This window comes from Streptomyces sp. 63XJN7_1_ISO-PGPR-S23-121, from assembly GCF_056173025.1.
On sequence record NZ_CM149653.1, the window covers coordinates 5,071,206 to 5,087,534 of the forward strand.

The 16,329-nt window shown below is 72.0% G+C and carries 14 protein-coding genes and 1 pseudogene; 8 read left to right on the plus strand and 7 right to left on the minus strand.

The features are described from left to right. Nucleotides 1-2: 2 nt before the first annotated feature. Nucleotides 3-458 carry an RpiB/LacA/LacB family sugar-phosphate isomerase gene (locus AC0VYN_RS22455; protein WP_475532416.1) on the minus strand — a complete coding sequence of 152 codons (456 nt, stop codon included), beginning with the start codon at nucleotides 456-458 and terminating at the stop codon, nucleotides 3-5. A gap of 142 nt (nucleotides 459-600) precedes the next feature. Here AC0VYN_RS22455 and AC0VYN_RS22460 point away from each other — a divergent pair, with 142 nt between their 5' ends. Further along, nucleotides 601-2,115, plus strand: coding sequence for an MFS transporter (locus AC0VYN_RS22460; protein ID WP_475532417.1), 1,515 nt, complete (start codon nucleotides 601-603; stop codon nucleotides 2,113-2,115). 88 nt (nucleotides 2,116-2,203) lie between these two features. Here AC0VYN_RS22460 and AC0VYN_RS22465 read toward each other — a convergent pair whose 3' ends face one another. Beyond that, on the minus strand, nucleotides 2,204-4,324 hold the full coding sequence (locus AC0VYN_RS22465; protein ID WP_475532418.1) for a PQQ-dependent sugar dehydrogenase: 2,121 nt from the start codon (nucleotides 4,322-4,324) through the stop codon (nucleotides 2,204-2,206). 284 nt (nucleotides 4,325-4,608) lie between these two features. On the opposite strand from AC0VYN_RS22465, the gene AC0VYN_RS22470 reads away from it, so the two are divergent. Both AC0VYN_RS22470 and AC0VYN_RS22475 read left to right on the plus strand, forming a co-directional pair. Continuing rightward, nucleotides 4,609-5,331, plus strand: coding sequence for a lysophospholipid acyltransferase family protein (locus AC0VYN_RS22470; RefSeq protein ID WP_475532419.1), 723 nt, complete (start codon nucleotides 4,609-4,611; stop codon nucleotides 5,329-5,331). 177 nt (nucleotides 5,332-5,508) lie between these two features. Further along, nucleotides 5,509-6,543 (plus strand): NAD-dependent epimerase/dehydratase family protein, encoded by a 1,035-nt coding sequence (locus tag AC0VYN_RS22475; protein WP_475532420.1) that lies wholly within the window; start codon nucleotides 5,509-5,511, stop codon nucleotides 6,541-6,543. Between the two features lie 72 nt (nucleotides 6,544-6,615). On the opposite strand, the gene AC0VYN_RS22480 is transcribed toward AC0VYN_RS22475, so the two are convergent. The 3 genes and pseudogenes from AC0VYN_RS22480 to AC0VYN_RS22490 all read right to left on the minus strand — a co-directional run. Beyond that, nucleotides 6,616-8,229, minus strand: a complete 1,614-nt coding sequence (locus tag AC0VYN_RS22480; RefSeq protein ID WP_475532421.1) for an alpha/beta hydrolase — start codon at nucleotides 8,227-8,229, stop codon at nucleotides 6,616-6,618. A gap of 131 nt (nucleotides 8,230-8,360) precedes the next feature. Next, nucleotides 8,361-9,122: an urease accessory protein UreD gene (locus tag AC0VYN_RS22485; protein ID WP_475532422.1), complete on the minus strand. Its 762-nt coding sequence runs from the start codon at nucleotides 9,120-9,122 to the stop codon at nucleotides 8,361-8,363. After that, nucleotides 9,119-9,415: pseudogene (locus AC0VYN_RS22490) on the minus strand (GTP-binding protein); the annotation flags it as partial. The gene AC0VYN_RS22485 and the pseudogene AC0VYN_RS22490, both read right to left, overlap by 4 nt. A gap of 628 nt (nucleotides 9,416-10,043) precedes the next feature. Between AC0VYN_RS22490 and AC0VYN_RS22495 the strand changes: the two are divergent. Then, nucleotides 10,044-10,517, plus strand: a complete 474-nt coding sequence (locus AC0VYN_RS22495) for a C40 family peptidase (protein WP_475532423.1) — start codon at nucleotides 10,044-10,046, stop codon at nucleotides 10,515-10,517. 204 nt (nucleotides 10,518-10,721) lie between these two features. On the opposite strand, the gene AC0VYN_RS22500 is transcribed toward AC0VYN_RS22495, so the two are convergent. Beyond that, nucleotides 10,722-11,225 carry an ATP-binding protein gene (locus tag AC0VYN_RS22500; RefSeq protein ID WP_475532424.1) on the minus strand — a complete coding sequence of 168 codons (504 nt, stop codon included), beginning with the start codon at nucleotides 11,223-11,225 and terminating at the stop codon, nucleotides 10,722-10,724. Nucleotides 11,226-11,438: 213 nt separating this feature from the next. Here AC0VYN_RS22500 and AC0VYN_RS22505 point away from each other — a divergent pair, with 213 nt between their 5' ends. Both AC0VYN_RS22505 and AC0VYN_RS22510 read left to right on the plus strand, forming a co-directional pair. Next, entirely contained in the window at nucleotides 11,439-12,299 is an 861-nt protein-coding gene (locus tag AC0VYN_RS22505) for a helix-turn-helix domain-containing protein (RefSeq protein WP_385459404.1), read from the plus strand. 9 nt (nucleotides 12,300-12,308) lie between these two features. Then, nucleotides 12,309-12,548: a DUF397 domain-containing protein gene (locus AC0VYN_RS22510; RefSeq protein WP_451628112.1), complete on the plus strand. Its 240-nt coding sequence runs from the start codon at nucleotides 12,309-12,311 to the stop codon at nucleotides 12,546-12,548. 42 nt (nucleotides 12,549-12,590) lie between these two features. Here AC0VYN_RS22510 and AC0VYN_RS22515 read toward each other — a convergent pair whose 3' ends face one another. Next, entirely contained in the window at nucleotides 12,591-13,718 is a 1,128-nt protein-coding gene (locus AC0VYN_RS22515) for an 8-amino-7-oxononanoate synthase (protein WP_475532425.1), read from the minus strand. Nucleotides 13,719-13,868: 150 nt separating this feature from the next. Between AC0VYN_RS22515 and bioB the strand changes: the two genes are divergently transcribed. Further along, nucleotides 13,869-15,050, plus strand: coding sequence for a biotin synthase BioB (gene bioB / locus AC0VYN_RS22520; RefSeq protein ID WP_475532426.1), 1,182 nt, complete (start codon nucleotides 13,869-13,871; stop codon nucleotides 15,048-15,050). Further along, nucleotides 15,043-16,329 carry an adenosylmethionine--8-amino-7-oxononanoate transaminase gene (locus AC0VYN_RS22525; protein ID WP_475532427.1) on the plus strand — a complete coding sequence of 429 codons (1,287 nt, stop codon included), beginning with the start codon at nucleotides 15,043-15,045 and terminating at the stop codon, nucleotides 16,327-16,329. Before bioB ends, AC0VYN_RS22525 begins: the two co-directional genes overlap by 8 nt.

Consider the following 16,329-nt stretch of genomic DNA (forward strand, 5'->3'; position numbering starts at 1 on the left):
CGTCAGGGAGCGGCCCGGCCCCGGTCGAGCCGCTCCACCCGTTCCACGTTCTCCAGGTCCTCGGTGTCCGTGCTCGCCGCGGCCGCGAACCAGGCGTCGAGGATCTCCCTCAGCAGCGGCGCGGAGGTGAGCCGCAGGCTGAGGGCGAGCACGTTGGCGTCGTTCCAGCGCCGTGCCCCGTCCGCCGTGTACGCGTCGGTGCACAGGGCCGCCCGTACGCCGGGGACCTTGTTCGCCGCGATCGAGGCGCCCGTGCCGGTCCAGCAGCACACCACCGCCTGGTCGGCCGTGCCGGCGGCGACGTCGCGCGCGGCACGCTCCGAGCACGCCGCCCACCGCGGGTCCTCCCCGGAGCGCAGCGCGCCGTACGTGAGCACCTCGTGACCGCGTCCGCGCAGCTCCTCGACCAGGAGGCCGGCCACGGGTTCGTCCATGTCGGAGGAGACGGAGATCCGCATGGTGCGAAGGGTAGTCGTCGCGGCCGCTCACCTCATCGGCGCAACCGCATGACCGAAGTCACGACCATACCCAGCATGATCGGGGGAACGGTACGACCCGAGAAACGTACGACCGAGCAGCGCTCCCCCGGAGTGGCTGCGCGTGGAAAGGGAGGCCGCCACGTCCCCCAACGACAACGGCCAGGAACCCGACGTCGCGGCGATCCGCCGGCATCCGGCGCTGTTCCGGGCCATCAGACGCCGGCAGAACCCGCGGCTGCGCAGGTCGGACATCACCGTCACGGACGAGGCCGCGGTCAAGAGAGCCGTGAAGGCGGCCTCGCTGGGCAACGCCATGGAGTGGTTCGACTTCGGCATCTACGCCTATCTGGCGGGCACCATCGGCCGGGTGTTCTTCCCGTCCGGGAGCGACACCGCACAGCTGCTGTCCTCGTTCGCCACCTTCGCGGTGGCGTTCCTGGTGCGCCCGCTCGGCGGCATGGTCTTCGGCCCGATGGGTGACAAGATCGGCCGCAAGAAGGTGCTCGCGCTGACGATGATCCTCATGGCGATCGGCACCGCCGCCATCGGGCTCATCCCCAGCTACGACGCGATCGGCTTCTGGTCGCCGCTCCTGCTGATCCTGTTCCGCCTGCTCCAGGGCTTCTCGACCGGCGGCGAGTACGGCGGCGCGTCCACCTTCATCGCCGAGTACGCGCCCGACAAGCGGCGCGGTTTCTTCGGCAGCTTCCTGGAGCTGGGCACGCTCGCCGGGTACACCGGCGCCGCCGGTCTCGTCACCGCCCTCACCGCCTGGCTCGGCAGCGACGCCATGGACGCCTGGGCCTGGCGCATCCCGTTCCTGCTGGCCGCCCCGCTCGGCATCGTCGGCATCTACCTGCGGATGAGGCTGGACGACACGCCCGCCTTCCTCAAGCTGGAGGACTCCAACGTCCACATCTCCGAGGCGGCGAACGCGGTGGAGACCACCGCCCGGGGCGACCTCGCCAGGATCTTCCGTACGCACTGGCGTCCGCTGGTGCTGTGCATCGCCCTGGTCGGCGCGTACAACATCACCGACTACATGCTGCTGTCGTACATGCCGACGTACCTGTCGGACGAGCTGGACTACAGCGAAAGCCACGGTCTGCTGATCCTGGTGGCCACGATGGTGGTGCTGATGCTGATCATCAACCAGGTGGGTCGGCTCTCCGACCGCTTCGGCCGCAAGCCCGTGCTCATGGCCGGCATGACGGGGTTCTTCGTGCTGTCCGTCCCGTCCTTCGTGCTGGTGCGCGACGGCAGTCTGCTCGCCGTCTCGGGCGGCATGCTGCTGCTCGGCCTGTCCCTGGTCTGTCTGCTCGGCACGATGTCGGCGGCGCTCCCGGCGATGTTCCCCACCGACGTCCGCTACGGTTCCCTGTCGGTCGGCTACAACCTGTCGACGTCCCTGTTCGGCGGCACGACACCGCTGGTCATCACCGCCCTGATCGGCGTGACCGGGTCCGACATGATGCCCGCCTACTACGCGATGGCCGCGGCCCTGGTCGGTGTGGTGGCGGTGGCCTGCATGAAGGAGACGGCGCAGCAGCCGCTCGCCGGCTCGCCGCCCTCGGTGCAGACCGAGGAGGAAGCGGCGGAGATGGTGGAGGCGCAGGCGCCGACGCCGAAGTTCTGAGCGACCCGGCGGCCCCGGCGGAGCCACGGGTACGGTGACGGGGCGCCACCCCCGAGGGTGGCGCCCCGTCACCGTGTCTCCGGGCCGGTCAGCCGGCCGGTGTCAGCGCGACCTCGGCGCTGCCCGAGAGGGACGGCAGGCCCTCCGGGGGAGAGTCCGTGTAGGAGGCGTTGAACACCGCCTTCAGGTTGTCCGCTCCGGCGTGGCCGCCGTCCACGAACGTGGTGAAGGATCCGGAGCAGCCGGTGCTCGAGGACAGCGGGTGGCCGTGCGTGTCGTGGCCGAGGATGAACGAGACGCTGACCCGCGAGCAGTCCACCGGCTGGTCGTCGGTGACGGTGACCTCCCAGGTGACCGTGTCACCCCAGTGGAACGCCGTGCCGCCGTGCGGCGCGGGGTCGGTGGTGAGGGAGACGACCGGCGCCTTGTTGCCGACGACGACCGGGACCGAGGCGGCGGCCGAGCGGCCGGTGCTGTCGGTGACCTTCAGCGTGGCGTCGAAGACGGCGTTCTCGGTGAAGGTGTGCGTCGGGTTGGCCTCCCTGGAGTCCACGACGCCGTCGGCGTCGAAGTCCCAGGCGTAGCTGAGGGCGTCACCGTCGGCGTCCTTGGTGCCGGCGCTGGAGAACCGGACCGTCAGCGGGCTGGTGCCGTTGGCCACGTCCGCGGCGGCCTTGGGCTCCGGGGTGCGGTTGCCCCGCGTGAAGTCGATGCGGGAGAGCTGGGCCTCGGGCAGCTCCGCGAAGTACCCGGTGCCGTACTCCAGGACGTACAGCGCGCCGTCCGGGCCGAACTCGGCGTCGATCGGGCCGTCCGTCGTGATCGACGGGAGCGCGTTCTCGATCCTGGTGACCTCGTTCTTCCTGCCGAGCGTGAGGGCGAGCATCTGGTCGCGGGTCCACTCGTAGAAGAGCGGCTTGCCGTCGAAGTACGCGGGCCAGCGGTTCTCGGCCTTGTTCCGCTTGTCGTAGCGGTACGCCGGGCCGCCCATGGGGGCGATGCCGCCCGTGCCGAGCTCCGGGAAGTCCTCGGAGGCGCCGTAGCCGTAGACGATCTCCGCGTCGGTGACCGGCGGCAGCTCGGTGCGGCCGGTGTTGTGGCGGGAGTCGTTGACCGGCTTGGCGCAGTCGAAGGCGCCGCTCGACTTCTTGGTGGCGAAGTCGTAGTCCTGGTACGGCATGTCCTGGGTCACGCAGAACGGCCAGCCGTAGTTGGCGGGGCGGTCGATGACCGTCCAGCGGCCGTGGCCGGCGGGGCCGCGGTCGGGGTTGGCCGTGTTGGCGTCGGGCGAGTAGTCGCCGACGTAGACCTCGCCGGTCCTGTCGTCCACCGCGAACCGGAACGGGTTGCGCAGGCCCATGGCGTAGATCTCGGGGCGGGTCTTGGGCGTGCCGGGCCTGAAGAGGTTGCCGCCCGGGACCGTGTACCCGCCGTTCTTCTTGACCTTGATGCGCAGGACCTTGCCGCGCAGGTCGTTGGTGTTGCCCGCGGTGCGCCGGGCGTCGTAGGCCGGGTTGCGGTCGGGGCGGTCGTCGAGCGGGGCGTAGCCGTCCGAGGCGAACGGGTTGGAGTCGTCGCCGGTCGACAGGAACAGGTTGCCCTTGCCGTCGAAGTCGATCTTGCCGCCGACGTGGCAGCAGATGCCGCGGTCGGCCGGCACGTCGAGGATCTTCTGCTCGGTGGCGAAGTCGAGCTTGTTGCCCTCGAGCTTGAACCGGGACAGCCGCGTGACGCCCTTGTACTTGGCGAAGTCGGCGGCCGTCCCGTACTCCGGCGCGTCGCCCTCGTTGACGCCCGGCGTGGCCGGGTCGTCCATGGGGGTGTCCAGGCGGGGCGAGTAGTACAGGTAGACCCACTTGTTCTTGCCGAAGTCGGGGTCGATCGCGATGCCCTGCACGCCCTCCTCGTCGTGCTGGTAGAGCCCGGCGGGGCTCTTCTTCATGTCGGCGGCGAGGAAGTTGACGCCGCTCTCGGGGTCGTTGATCCGCACCTCGCCGGTGCGCGCGGTGTGCAGTACCCGCCGGTCGGGCAGGACGGCGAGGGCCATGGGCTCGCCCGGACGGTCGTTGAGGGTGACCTTCTGGAAGGCCGACGCCGCCGGCGGCGCCGGGTCCGACGGGGCGGCTTGCACCGTGGGGACGGTCAGGAGCCCGGCGGTCCCGGCCAGCACCGCTGCCCCCATCAGGGTGACGATCCGTCTGTTGCGCACTCGGAACTCCTTTGAGGTGTACGGGTGAAGACCCGTGCGGAGTGAGTCGGTTGGACGCTAGGGCTCCCACTTTCGACTCGTCAAGGACAAAGACTGAACTTTCTCGGGGAAAGACTGCTCGGGTTCCGGCGGATCAACGTGGAGAGGCGCCTGTACTGTCGCCGGACGCGCCGACGTCCTGCCCGGTCGGCCGTCTCCCCGGGTTTTCGGGGGATGCCTCTTGGTGATGGGCAGTCAGGTGACCCAGCATGGGGTCAGCGTCGATCCGGGTGAGAGGGCGAACCATGTTCTACTACGTGCTCAAGTACGTACTGCTCGGCCCGCTGCTGAGGCTGCTCTTCCGCCCCCGGATCGAGGGGCTGGACCATGTGCCGGACTCGGGCGCGGCCATCGTCGCCGGCAACCACCTGTCGTTCTCCGACCATTTCCTGATGCCCGCCGTGCTCAGGCGCCGCATCACCTTCCTGGCCAAGGCCGAGTACTTCACCGGCCCCGGCGTCAAGGGCCGGCTGACCGCGTTCTTCTTCCGCAGCGCGGGGCAGATCCCGGTGGACCGATCCGGCAAGGATGCGGGCCAGGCCGCGATCCGCGAGGGGCTCGGCGTGCTGTCCAGGGGTGAGCTGCTGGGCATCTACCCGGAGGGCACCCGCTCGCACGACGGCCGGCTCTACAAGGGCAAGGTCGGTGTCGCGGTGATGGCGCTCAGGGCCGGGGTGCCGGTCGTGCCGTGCGCGATGATCGGCACCTTCGAGGCGCAGCCGCCCGGCCGGAAGATCCCGAAGCTGCACCCCGTGGTGATCCGTTTCGGCGAGCCGCTGGACTTCTCCCGCTATGCGGGCCTGGAGCGGGAGAAGGCCGTGCTGCGCGCGGTGACCGACGAGATCATGCACGCCATCCTGTCGCTGTCCGAGCAGGAGTACGTCGACCGCTACGCGGCCGACGTCAAGGCCGAGGAGGCGGAGAGGGCGGCGAAGGCCCGGCGGTTCCCCCGGCGTCCGCACCGCTAGGGTCCGCCGTCCGGATGAGGCCGGCCGAGGGGGACGGTGCGTCGCGGCCGGCCCGGGCGGGGTGCGTGCCACGCCCCGCGACCCGGCCTGATCCGGACGGCGGGCCCCGGGCGCTCGCCGTCTGCCCTGGGCAGAAGGACATGGCCCGGCGGACGGGCGGGCGCCTACGGTCCTCGTATGACACGAGCTGTGGTGATCGGAGCGACGGGCCAGATCGGACGGGTGGCCGTGGGGGCGCTGGCCCGCGACGGCTGGGAGGTGACGGCCGTCTCGCGCGGCGGCGGCCGGGACGCGGACTGGCCCGGGGACGTACGGGCCGTGCGGGCCGACCGGGAGGACGACGCGGCGCTGTCCGCGGCCGTCGGTGACGGCTGCGACGTCCTGGTGGACATGGTGGCCTTCGGGGCCGGGCACGCCCGGCAGCTGGTCTCGCTCGCCGGGCGCGTCGGCTCGGCGGTGGTGATCTCCAGCGTGTCGGTCTACGAGGACGCGAAGGGCCGCAACTTCGACACGCAGGCGGAGCCCGGCGGCTTCCCGGAGTACCCGGTCCCGGTCACCGAGGAGCAGCGCACGGTCCGGCCGGGCGACACCTCGTACTCCACCCGCAAGGCGGCACTGGAGCGTGAACTCCTCGCCGCCGGGGACCTGCTGCCGGCCACGCTGCTGCGGGCGGGCGCGATCCACGGACCGCACTGCCGGACCCCGCGCGAGCTGTACTTCGTCAAGCGCAACCTCGACGGCAGGCGCCGGCGCGTGCTCGCGTACGGCGGCACGAGCCGTTTCCATCCGGCGAGCGTGCACACCGTCGCCGAGCTGATCCGGCTGGCCGCCGCGCGGCCGGGCACGCGCGTGCTCAACGCCGTGGATCCGGACGCGCCCACGGTGGCGGAGATCGCGGCGGCGATCGACGCGGTGATGGGTGTGCGGACCGAGGACGTCCTGGTGGACGGTCCGCCGCCCGTGGAGGGTCTGGGTGACACGCCGTGGTCCGTGCCCGCGCCGGTCGTGTGCGGCATGACGGCGGCGGAGCGGCAGTTGGGCTACCGGCCGGTGGTCCGCTACGCCGAGACCCTGCCGGACACGGTCGCCTGGCTCGAGGAGCGGCTCGCCGGACGGGACTGGCGGGAGGCTTTCCCGAAGATGGCCCAGAACTACGGTGAGCTCTTCGACTACGCGGCCGAGGACGCCTGGCTGGCGGCGCGGCCGCTCTGACGCTGCCCCCGGGAACCGGAAGAGGGGGCGGCCGGTCAGAACCGGCCGCCCCCCGTGTTCCTTCCGCGCCGGTTACGCCTTGGGCGTGGCGTGCGGGGCGCAGGTCACGTCCCGGCCGTCCAGCTTGCCGGTGAGCAGGTAGGCGTCCACCCGGTCGTTGATGCAGGAGTTGACCAGGCCGGTGACACCGTGGGAGCCGGCGTCCCGCTCGGTGATCAGGCGGGAGCCCTTGAACCGCTGGTGCAGTTCGACGGCGCCTTCGTACGGGGTGGCCGCGTCACGCTCGGACTGGACGATCAGCACGGGCGGAAGGCCCTTGCCGGTCTTCACGTTCAGCGGGGTCTGCTGCTTGACCGGCCAAGTGGCGCACGGCAGGTTCATCCACGCGTTGGCCCAGGTCATGAACGGGTGGTCGCGGTGCAGCCGGGTGTTGTCCCGGTCCCAGGTGCGCCAGTTGGTGGGCCACTTGGCGTCCGTGCACTCGACCGCCGTGTAGACGGCGTTGCCGTTCTCCGAGGACGCGTTGCCCACGGTGTCGGACAGGTCCGGGGCGGCGGCGTCGACGAGGGCCTGGGTGTCACCGGCGACGTACTTGCTGAAGATCGCCGCCGTGGGGGCCCACGCGGAGTCGTAGTACGGGGCGCTCTGGAAGAAGGAGATCAGCTCGGCCGGGCCGACGACGCCACCGAGGGGAGCCTTCTCGGCGGTGGCACGCACCTTGAGCCACTGCTCCTGGACCTCGGCGCGGGTGTCCCCGAGGTGGTAGGTCGCGTCGTTCTTGGCGACCCAGTCCTGCCAGTCCTTCCAGCGGCCCTCGAAGGCGACGTCCTGGTCCAGGTTGGCCTGGTACCAGATCTTGTCGCGGGAGGGGTTGACGACGCTGTCGACGACCATCCGGCGCACGTGGCCCGGGAAGAGGGTGCCGTAGACGGCACCGAGGTAGGTGCCGTAGGAGACGCCCAGGTAGTTGAGCTTCTTCTCGCCGAGCGCGGCGCGGATGACGTCCAGGTCGCGCGCGGTGTTCGGCGTGGTCATGTGCGGCAGCATGTCGCCGCTGCGCTCGAAGCAGCCCTCGGCGTACTCGGCGGCGAGCTTGCGCTGGACGCGCTTGTCGGCCTCGGAGCGCGGCACCGGGTCCAGCTTGGGCGCCTTGACGAACTCCTGCGGGTCGACGCAGGAGATGGGCGCGGACCTGCCGACACCGCGCGGGTCGAAGCCGACGAAGTCGTAGGCCTTGGCGGTGTTGGCCCACACCGCGTTCTTGCTGGTGACGCGGGCCGGGAAGCGCAGGCCGGAGCCGCCGGGGCCGCCCGGGTTGTAGATGAGCGCGCCCTGGCGCTCGGACGCGGTGCCGGTGTTGCCGATGCGGTCGACGGCGAGCTCGATCTGCTTGCCGTACGGCTTGGCGTAGTCGACCGGCACGGTGACGAAACCGCACTGGATCGGCTTCGGCAGGTTCCAGTCGGCGGGGCAGTCCTGCCAGTCGATGCCGGCCTGCGCGGCGCGGGCCGCGGCGACGGCGGCACCGCGGGCTTCGCGGTCCCCGCCCCGCTCGTGCCCCCGGCCGGTGGCCGGACTGGCGCTGGCCACCGGTGCCGTGACGGCGCCGGCTATCAGCGTGGCGGTGACGAGTGCTCCGGCCGAGCCGATCGCCGCGGCTCTCCGGTGCAGCCTGCTCTTCCTCAAGTGGCCCTCCCCGTACATGATGTCGACAAGTACGGGGATCCTCGCGGCTGTGCGTTCCCTGAGAACAGGGGTGGCGCCACTTCTTTGCCAATCCGATAAACGGAGAAGTGTGTCCGAGGGCCGGTGCCGGCTCAGTCCAGCGAGGCCAGCGCCTCGTCCAGCAGCCGCCGCAGCCGCAGCGCGTCCGGTGCCACGGCGCTCACCAGCACCGCCGGTCCGGCGAGCGGCATGACGGCCGCGCCCTCCCCGGCCGGGCGGGCGGCCGGTGGCTCGGTCGCGAACGAGGGCCGGACGACGACGGCCTGGCCCACGGCCCGGTGACCGGCCAGTCCCGCGGGTCCGTCCCAGCCGCCCGGGGCACCCGGACCGCAGGACAGCTCCTGGTCGAGGACCGGACGGCCCGCGATCCGTACGGCAAGACGGCTGATGAGCCGCCCCGGTTCCTCACCGGACCGCCCGAGCACCTGTTCCTCGCGCAGCACGAGCCGGGCCGTGGGCGCGACGTCGGCACACGTGGTCACGCGCAGGTCGCTGCCGCTCGCCGAGATCAACTGCTCGGGCAGCCAGTGCAGTTCCGCATCGTCGGCGACGGTGAGCCGGACGTCGTAGCGCGCCTCCGCCTTGTCCTGGCCCGGCAGCGCGAGGGTGGCGGCCGCGGAGCCGAACCGCAGCCGGGCGCCCCGCACCGCCTCGGCCGACACCGTGAAGAGGTCGCCGCCGAGCGGCCCGCTCATCGCGCCGACCCGCAGCACCCGGGCCTCGGACCCGCTCCCCCGGGTGCGGCGCACCGCGAGCGGGCCCTCACCCTCCAGGACGGGCAGACTGGTGCCGCCGCGTCCGTCGCCGCGGGCATGGATCCGGGCCCTGGCCCGGACGCCGCCCGGCGCCGTCATGCCGCCCACGCGGCGAGCCGGGCGCGCACCCGGTCGGCGACCTCCCGCACGCCTGCCTCGCTCCTGAGCGACTGCAGGACGACGGGCAGTTCGCCGCGCTGCGCCTTGGCGTCGGCGGCCATCCGGGCGAGGTCGGAGCCGACGTACGGGGCGAGTTCGGTCTTGTTGACGACCAGCAGGTCGGCGGTGGTGACACCGGGGCCGCCCTTGCGGGGGATGTCGTCGCCGCCCGCCACGTCGATCACGAAGATCTGGGCGTCGACGAGTCCCCGGGAGAAGGTGGCGGTGAGGTTTTTGACCGGCCGATTACCCGTGGCGCCGACGGCACTCCGCACACCCGAAGGCACGCCCGGCGCACGGCCGTTCCCCACGGCCCGGAAGCCGGGTCCGGCACGCCCTCCGCCGGACCGGAGCCCAAACCGGCCGAACGGCGTACCCCCTTACGGCGTAGGAACACCCCGGATTCCCGGTCCGTCGGGCTTGCGCCATGTGCACTCCCGGATGGCGGAACATGTCATTCCGCCGCTGGTCACGGGGTCGTCATGACTCTCGAAAGAGGATCGAACACCCTTATGTCCACCAGAACGGGTGAGTGGTGAGTAACCACACAAGGGCCCGGTTCCGTTGGGATTTTCCCACTTCGATGCGACAAGATCCATGACTGACGACAAGCCCCCGCCACAGCGGCGGGGCGGTCCGGGCGGACGCCGAGTCCTGCCGCCGCCCGGACGACCGGTCGACAGGAGTGCATCGGCAGGAGTGGAGGACCCGAGCACGACGGGTCGCCGGAACGGCCGCCTCCGCGAGGAAGGCGCCGGGCCGAGCGGCCCTTGGGGTGAAGCCGCACCCGTGCGGCCGGGCAACTTCGCCAGCCCGAATCCGACAGGTCATCCTTCACAGGCGGCTGACGAAGGGTTGCGCATGACTGCGCTCAATCGTGTCCCGTCGATGATGGCCCGTGCCGGTACGGCCTCGGCCCTGACCATCGCCGCCGTGGGCGGCTCCATCGTGGTTCCCGGCGTCGCCTCCGACGCCGCGGCGGCCGGCCACGCCACGAAGGCCTTGCGGATAGCGGCCTCCAAGAAGGGCGCCCCCTACGCGTGGGGAGCGACCGGTCCGCGCAGGTTCGACTGCTCCGGACTGACGCTGTACTCGTTCAAGAAGGCCGGCAAGAAGCTGCCGCGGACGGCCGCGCAGCAGTACAACAAGACCCGGCACATCTCCGCCGGCAGCCGCAGGGCCGGAGACCTCGTGTTCTTCCACTCGGGCCGGTACGTCTACCACGTCGGCATCTACGCCGGGAAGGGCAAGATCTGGCACGCCCCGAAGACCGGGGACGTGGTGCGGCTGCAGAAGATCTGGACGAGCAACGTCTGGTACGGCCGGGTGAGGTGATCCCCCGGGGGCGGTGGCGGCGACCCTGACGCGCCGTGACCGCCCCCGGGTGCGTGCCGCGGCGCACGACAGGGGCCTCGGCGGTCACCCGTCACGCCGGGCCGTTCACAGCCGCCGTACCGCCGCGACGAGACACGGTCCCGCGCGGACCGGCGCACCGTTCCGTCGCACGCGTTCCGCCGCACGCCGGGTGCGGTCGACTCCTCACCGCTGTGGCCCCGGCCGGCCCAGGGCCTCGCTCCGGGGTTGGCCCAAGACCGTGACGGGATCGGCCGGCGCCGCAGGTTCCGGTGCCGTCCAGGGCAGTTCGATGGACACGGTCTTGCCGCCCTGGCGCGTGGGCCGCACCCTCAGCCTGCCGCCGCACTCCGTCGTCAGCCACCGGATGATCACCATGCCCCGGCCGTTGTCCTGCTGCACGGCGGCCGGCAGCCGCTTGGGAAAGCGCGGGTGGCTGTCGGTGACGCCTACGCACAGCCGTTCGTCGCGGTCGAGGACGAGGTCCACCGTGAAGGTCGGCGACTGCCCGAGCGTGTGCTGGACCGCGTTGGTGGCCAGTTCGGAGACGATGAGGCGGACGGTCTCGGACATCTCCGCCTCCGCGGGCAGCCCCCACTCCGCCAGCGTGCCCACCGCATAGGTGCGCGCGGCGGCCACCGAGGCCGGATCGCTGGGCAGAGTGACGGATGCTTCCAGATGGTCTGCCATGGCGACGCCGTCCCTTTCCCGCGCGACCGAGGTCCGACACGGAGCGGATGGTTCGAGTACGGTCCCGGACTGGTGCTTCGCCGCCAGACTGCCACCACCACCCGGTGGAGAGCGGCGAACCCCGGAGATATGCATATATCTGTCGCTCGAAGCGGTGAACTCTGCGACGGCAGAACGTATGTGGAGGGCGCGTGAGGAGTAAAGGAGTGGCCCATGCAGCACGGTCCGGTGGTGCGTCGCCGAAAGCTGGGCGCGGAACTGCGTGCCCTGCGCACGTCGGCGGGGATCACCAGCGGCGAGGCGGCCCGGCTGGTGGGCTGGCACCAGTCGAAGGTCAGCCGGATCGAGACCGGGACGAGCGGCGCCAAGCCCGCCGACGTGCGGTTACTCCTGGACGCCTACGGCGTGGCCGACGGGGAACTGCGGGAGTTGCTGGTGGTGCTGGCGGGTTCCGAGGACGCGAGCGGGCGGCACCACTGGTGGCACGCCTATCGCGGGGTACTGCCGCCGACGTACCGGGACTTCATCAGCCTTGAGTCGCAGGCGAGCGCGATGCGGACGCTGGAGACGACCGTCGTGCCCGGGCTGCTGCAGACACCGGAGTACGCCCGCGCGGTGACGCGGGCCGCGGTGGACGGGCAGCCGGAGAACCGGCTGAACACGCTGGTGGAGGTCCGTCTCGCCCGGCAGGACGTGCTGCGCGCCGACCCGCCGCTCGAGCTGAACGCGGTCCTCGACGAGGCGGTGCTGCGCCGGGAGGTGGGCGGGCCGGGCGTGATGGCCCGGCAGCTGACCCGTCTGGTGGAGGCCGCGCGACTGCCCCATGTCCGGCTGCAGGTGCTCCCGTTCTCCGCCGGGGCGCACATCGGTGTCACCGGTCCTTTCGTTATTTTCTCATTTCCGAGCACTTCTGATCTCGACGTGGTTGTTCTCGACCATTTGACGAGTAGCCTCCACCTCGAACGGAAAGAAGACCTAGAGGCCTACACCGAGGCCTTCAACGCCCTTCTGATCCATGCCCTTTCGCCCGAGGACTCGTTGGACTACATCGCCGCGACAGCGGCCGGCGCGTAAGGAGGCACCATGTCCGCACTTCCTCGGAACACCCCCACGAGTACCGATCTGACCGGTGTGCGATGGCTGCGCAGCAGCTACAGCACCGGAGCCAACAACTGCGTGGAGACGGCACGGCCGTCGGCCGGCCCCTGGGCCGGACTGCTCGCCGTGCGCGACTCCAAGGACCCGGCCGGGCCCGCGCTGCTCTTCTCCCCCGGGAGCTGGGCGTCGTTCACGGCCGCGGTCCACCGCGGCCGGCCGGACTGATCCGGCCGGATCCCGCGCGACGCACGGCCGTGCCACGCCGACTCATGGCCGCGTGTCGCCGATCACTCGCACAGCGCGTTCGATCTGTTCCCCGGAGAGGTCCGCACGAGCGGTCAGCCTGAGCCGTGAGATGCCGTCGGGCACGGACGGAGGGCGGAAGCAGCCCACGGACAGGCCGGCCGCACGGCAGTCGGCCGCCCATCGCACGGCCCCCTCCGGGGAGGGAGCGCGCACCGACACCACCGCGGCGTCCGGGGGTACCGCCTCCAGACCCTCGGCGATCAGGCGTGCGTGCAGCTCGGCCGCCACCGCGCGCGCCCGCGCCGCCCGCCCGGGCTCACGGCGCAGCAGCCGCAGTGCCGCGAGGGCCGCGCCCGTCGATGCGGGGGCGAGCCCGGTGTCGAAGATGAACGTCCGGGCGGCGTTCACCAGATGGTCGATCACCCGGGCGGGCCCGAGCACGGCACCGCCCTGACTGCCGAGCGACTTGGACAGCGTGACCGTCACGACGACGTCGTCGGCGCCCGCGAGTCCCGCCGCGTGCGGGGCGCCCCGGCCGCCGTCGCCGAGGACGCCCAGGCCGTGGGCGTCGTCGAGGACCAGCCCGGCGCCGTGCTCGCGGCACGCCTCGGCGAGGGCGGCCAGCGGCGCCGCGTCGCCGTCCACCGAGAAGACCGTGTCGGAGACGGCGACGGCTGGCCCGTCGTGCGTCGCCAGCGCCTTGCGCACCGCGTCCGGACCGGCGTGCGCCACGACGTGGGTCGTGCCCCGGGCCAGCCGGCAGCCGTCGATCAGCGAGGCGTGGTTGCCCGCGTCGGAGACGACGAGGGAGCCGTGCGGCGCCAGCGCGGTCACTGCGGCGAGGTTGGCCGCGTAGCCGGAGGAGAAGACGAGCGCGGCCTCGAAGCCGCAGAAGGCGGCCAGTTCGCGCTCGAGTTCGGCGTGCAGCTCGGTCGTCCCGGTGACGAGCCGGGAGCCGGTCGCACCGCCGCCCCAGGCCAGCGCGGCCTCCGCCGCGCCCTCGGCGACCTCCGGGTGCCGGGCCAGACCGAGGTAGTCGTTGCTCGCCAGGTCCAGCAGCGGCGAGTCGGCCGGGCGGGGCCGCAGTGTCCGTACGAGCCCGGCCCTGCGGCGCGCCCCGGCCTGCTCGTCGATCCAGCCGAAAGCCATGGGTGGGCCCTCCGGGGTTTTGTAGGCAGTGGACAGACACTAGCGGCACGACGGGCTGCCCGAGGTGTGGCGATACCCACACGCTGATCTGTCACTGTTGTGCGAAGTCTCCTTGGCCCCGGGTGGCCCCTTAGGACAGGATCGGCTCTCATGGATCTGCTGAACACGCTGGTGGACAAGGGGCTTCGGCGCGAGACGCCGACCCGCGAGGAAGCGCTGGCCGTCCTCGCCACTTCCGACGACGACCTGCTCGACGTGGTGGCCGCGGCCGGCAAGGTGCGCCGCCACTGGTTCGGCCGGCGGGTGAAACTCAACTACCTCGTCAACCTCAAGTCGGGCCTGTGCCCCGAGGACTGCTCCTACTGCTCGCAGCGGCTCGGTTCCAAGGCGGAGATCCTCAAGTACACCTGGCTCAAGCCCGGCCAGGCCTCGGAGGCCGCCGCCGCGGGCGTGGCCGGCGGCGCCAAGCGGGTGTGCCTGGTGGCCAGCGGCCGCGGTCCGACGGAGCGGGACGTGGACCGGGTCTCCGAGACGATCCGGACCATCAAGGAGCAGAACGAGGGCGTCGAGGTGTGCGCCTGCCTGGGCCTGCTCTCCGACGGCCAGGCGGAACGGCTGCGCGAGGCGGGCGCCGACGCCTACAACCACAACCTCAACACGTCCGAGTCGACGTACGGGGACATCACGACCACGCACACGTACGCCGACCGGGTGGACACGGTCAACAAGGCGCACGCGGCCGGGCTGTCGGCCTGTTCGGGGCTGATCGCCGGGATGGGCGAGAGCGACGAGGACCTGGTGGACGTGGTCTTCTCGCTGCGGGAGCTGGACCCCGACTCGGTGCCGGTCAACTTCCTGATCCCGTTCGAGGGCACGCCGCTGGCCAAGGAGTGGAACCTCACCCCGCAGCGGTGCCTGCGGATCCTGGCGATGACGCGGTTCGTCTGCCCGGACGTCGAGGTGCGCATCGCCGGTGGTCGCGAGGTGCATCTGCGGACGATGCAGCCGCTCGCCCTGCACCTGGCCAACTCCATCTTCCTCGGCGACTACCTCACCAGCGAGGGCCAGGCGGGGAAGGCCGACCTCGACATGATCGCGGACGCCGGTTTCGAGGTGGAGGGCACCGGCGAGGTGACCCTGCCCGAACACCGGGCCGCGGACCGGGGCGGCTGCGGCTCGCACGGGGGCGGCGGGGTCTGCGGTTCCGCCGGCGGCGAGGGCGGATGCGGCTCCACCACGGCCGAGGAGGCACCGGCGGCGAACGAGGCGCGGACCGACCTGGTCGCCGTGCGCCGCCGCGGTGCCGGCACGGACCTCGCTCCCAATGCCTGAGCCCGCCCTGACCGTGGACGAGCTGCTGGCCCTCGACCGGCGGCACGTCTGGCACCCGTACGGTCCCATGCCCGGCCGGCAGGACCCGCTCGTCGTGGAGTCGGCGAGCGGGGTGCGGCTGCGGCCGGCCGACGGCTCGGGCGAGCTGGTCGACGGGATGTCGTCCTGGTGGTCGGCCATCCACGGCTACAACCACCCGGTGCTGAACGAGGCCGCGCGCGACCAGCTGGACCGGATGAGTCACGTCATGTTCGGCGGGCTCACCCACGAGCCCGCCGTGCGGCTGGCGAAGCTCCTTGTCGACATGTCGCCCGAGGGCCTGGAGCACGTGTTCCTCGCCGACTCCGGCTCGGTGTCGGTCGAGGTGGCCGTCAAGATGTGCCTCCAGTACTGGCGTTCGCTGGGCCGCCCCGCGAAGCGGCGCCTGCTGACCTGGCGCGGGGGCTACCACGGCGACACCTGGCAGCCGATGTCGGTGTGCGACCCCGAGGGCGGGATGCACGAACTGTGGAGCGGGGTGCTGCCGCGCCAGGTGTTCGCGGACGCCCCGCCCGCCGCGTACGAGGAGTCGTACGCGGACCATCTGCGCGCCACCGTGGAGCGGCACGCCGACGAGCTGGCCGCGGTGATCGTCGAGCCGGTGGTGCAGGGCGCAGGCGGGATGCGGTTCCACTCCCCCGCCTATCTGCGGGTGCTGCGCGAGGTGTGCGACGCGCACGACGTGCTGCTGGTGTTCGACGAGATCGCCACCGGGTTCGGGCGTACGGGCGCGCTGTTCGCGGCGGAGCACGCGGCGGTGGCACCGGACGTGATGTGCGTCGGCAAGGCGCTGACCGGCGGCTATCTGACGCTGGCGGCGACGCTGTGCACCTCGCGGGTGGCGGACGGCATCTCGCGGGGCGAGGTGCCGGTGCTCGCGCACGGGCCGACCTTCATGGGCAATCCGCTCGCGGCGGCGGTGGCGTGCGCGTCGATCGGGCTGCTGCTGGGCCAGGACTGGCGCGCGGAGGTCAAGCGCATCGAGGCGGGCCTGCAGGAGGGGCTCGCGCCCGCCGCCGGGCTGCCGGGCGTGACCGACGTACGGGTGCTCGGCGCGATCGGCGTGGTGCAGCTCGACCACGAGGTCGACATGCGGGCGGCGACGGAGGCGGCCGTGCGCGAGGGCGTGTGGCTGCGGCCGTTCCGCGACCTGGTCTACACGATGCCGCCGTACGTCACGGGCGACGCGGACGTGGCCCGCATCGCCCGCGCGGTGCGCGCAGCGGCACGGGAGGGATGA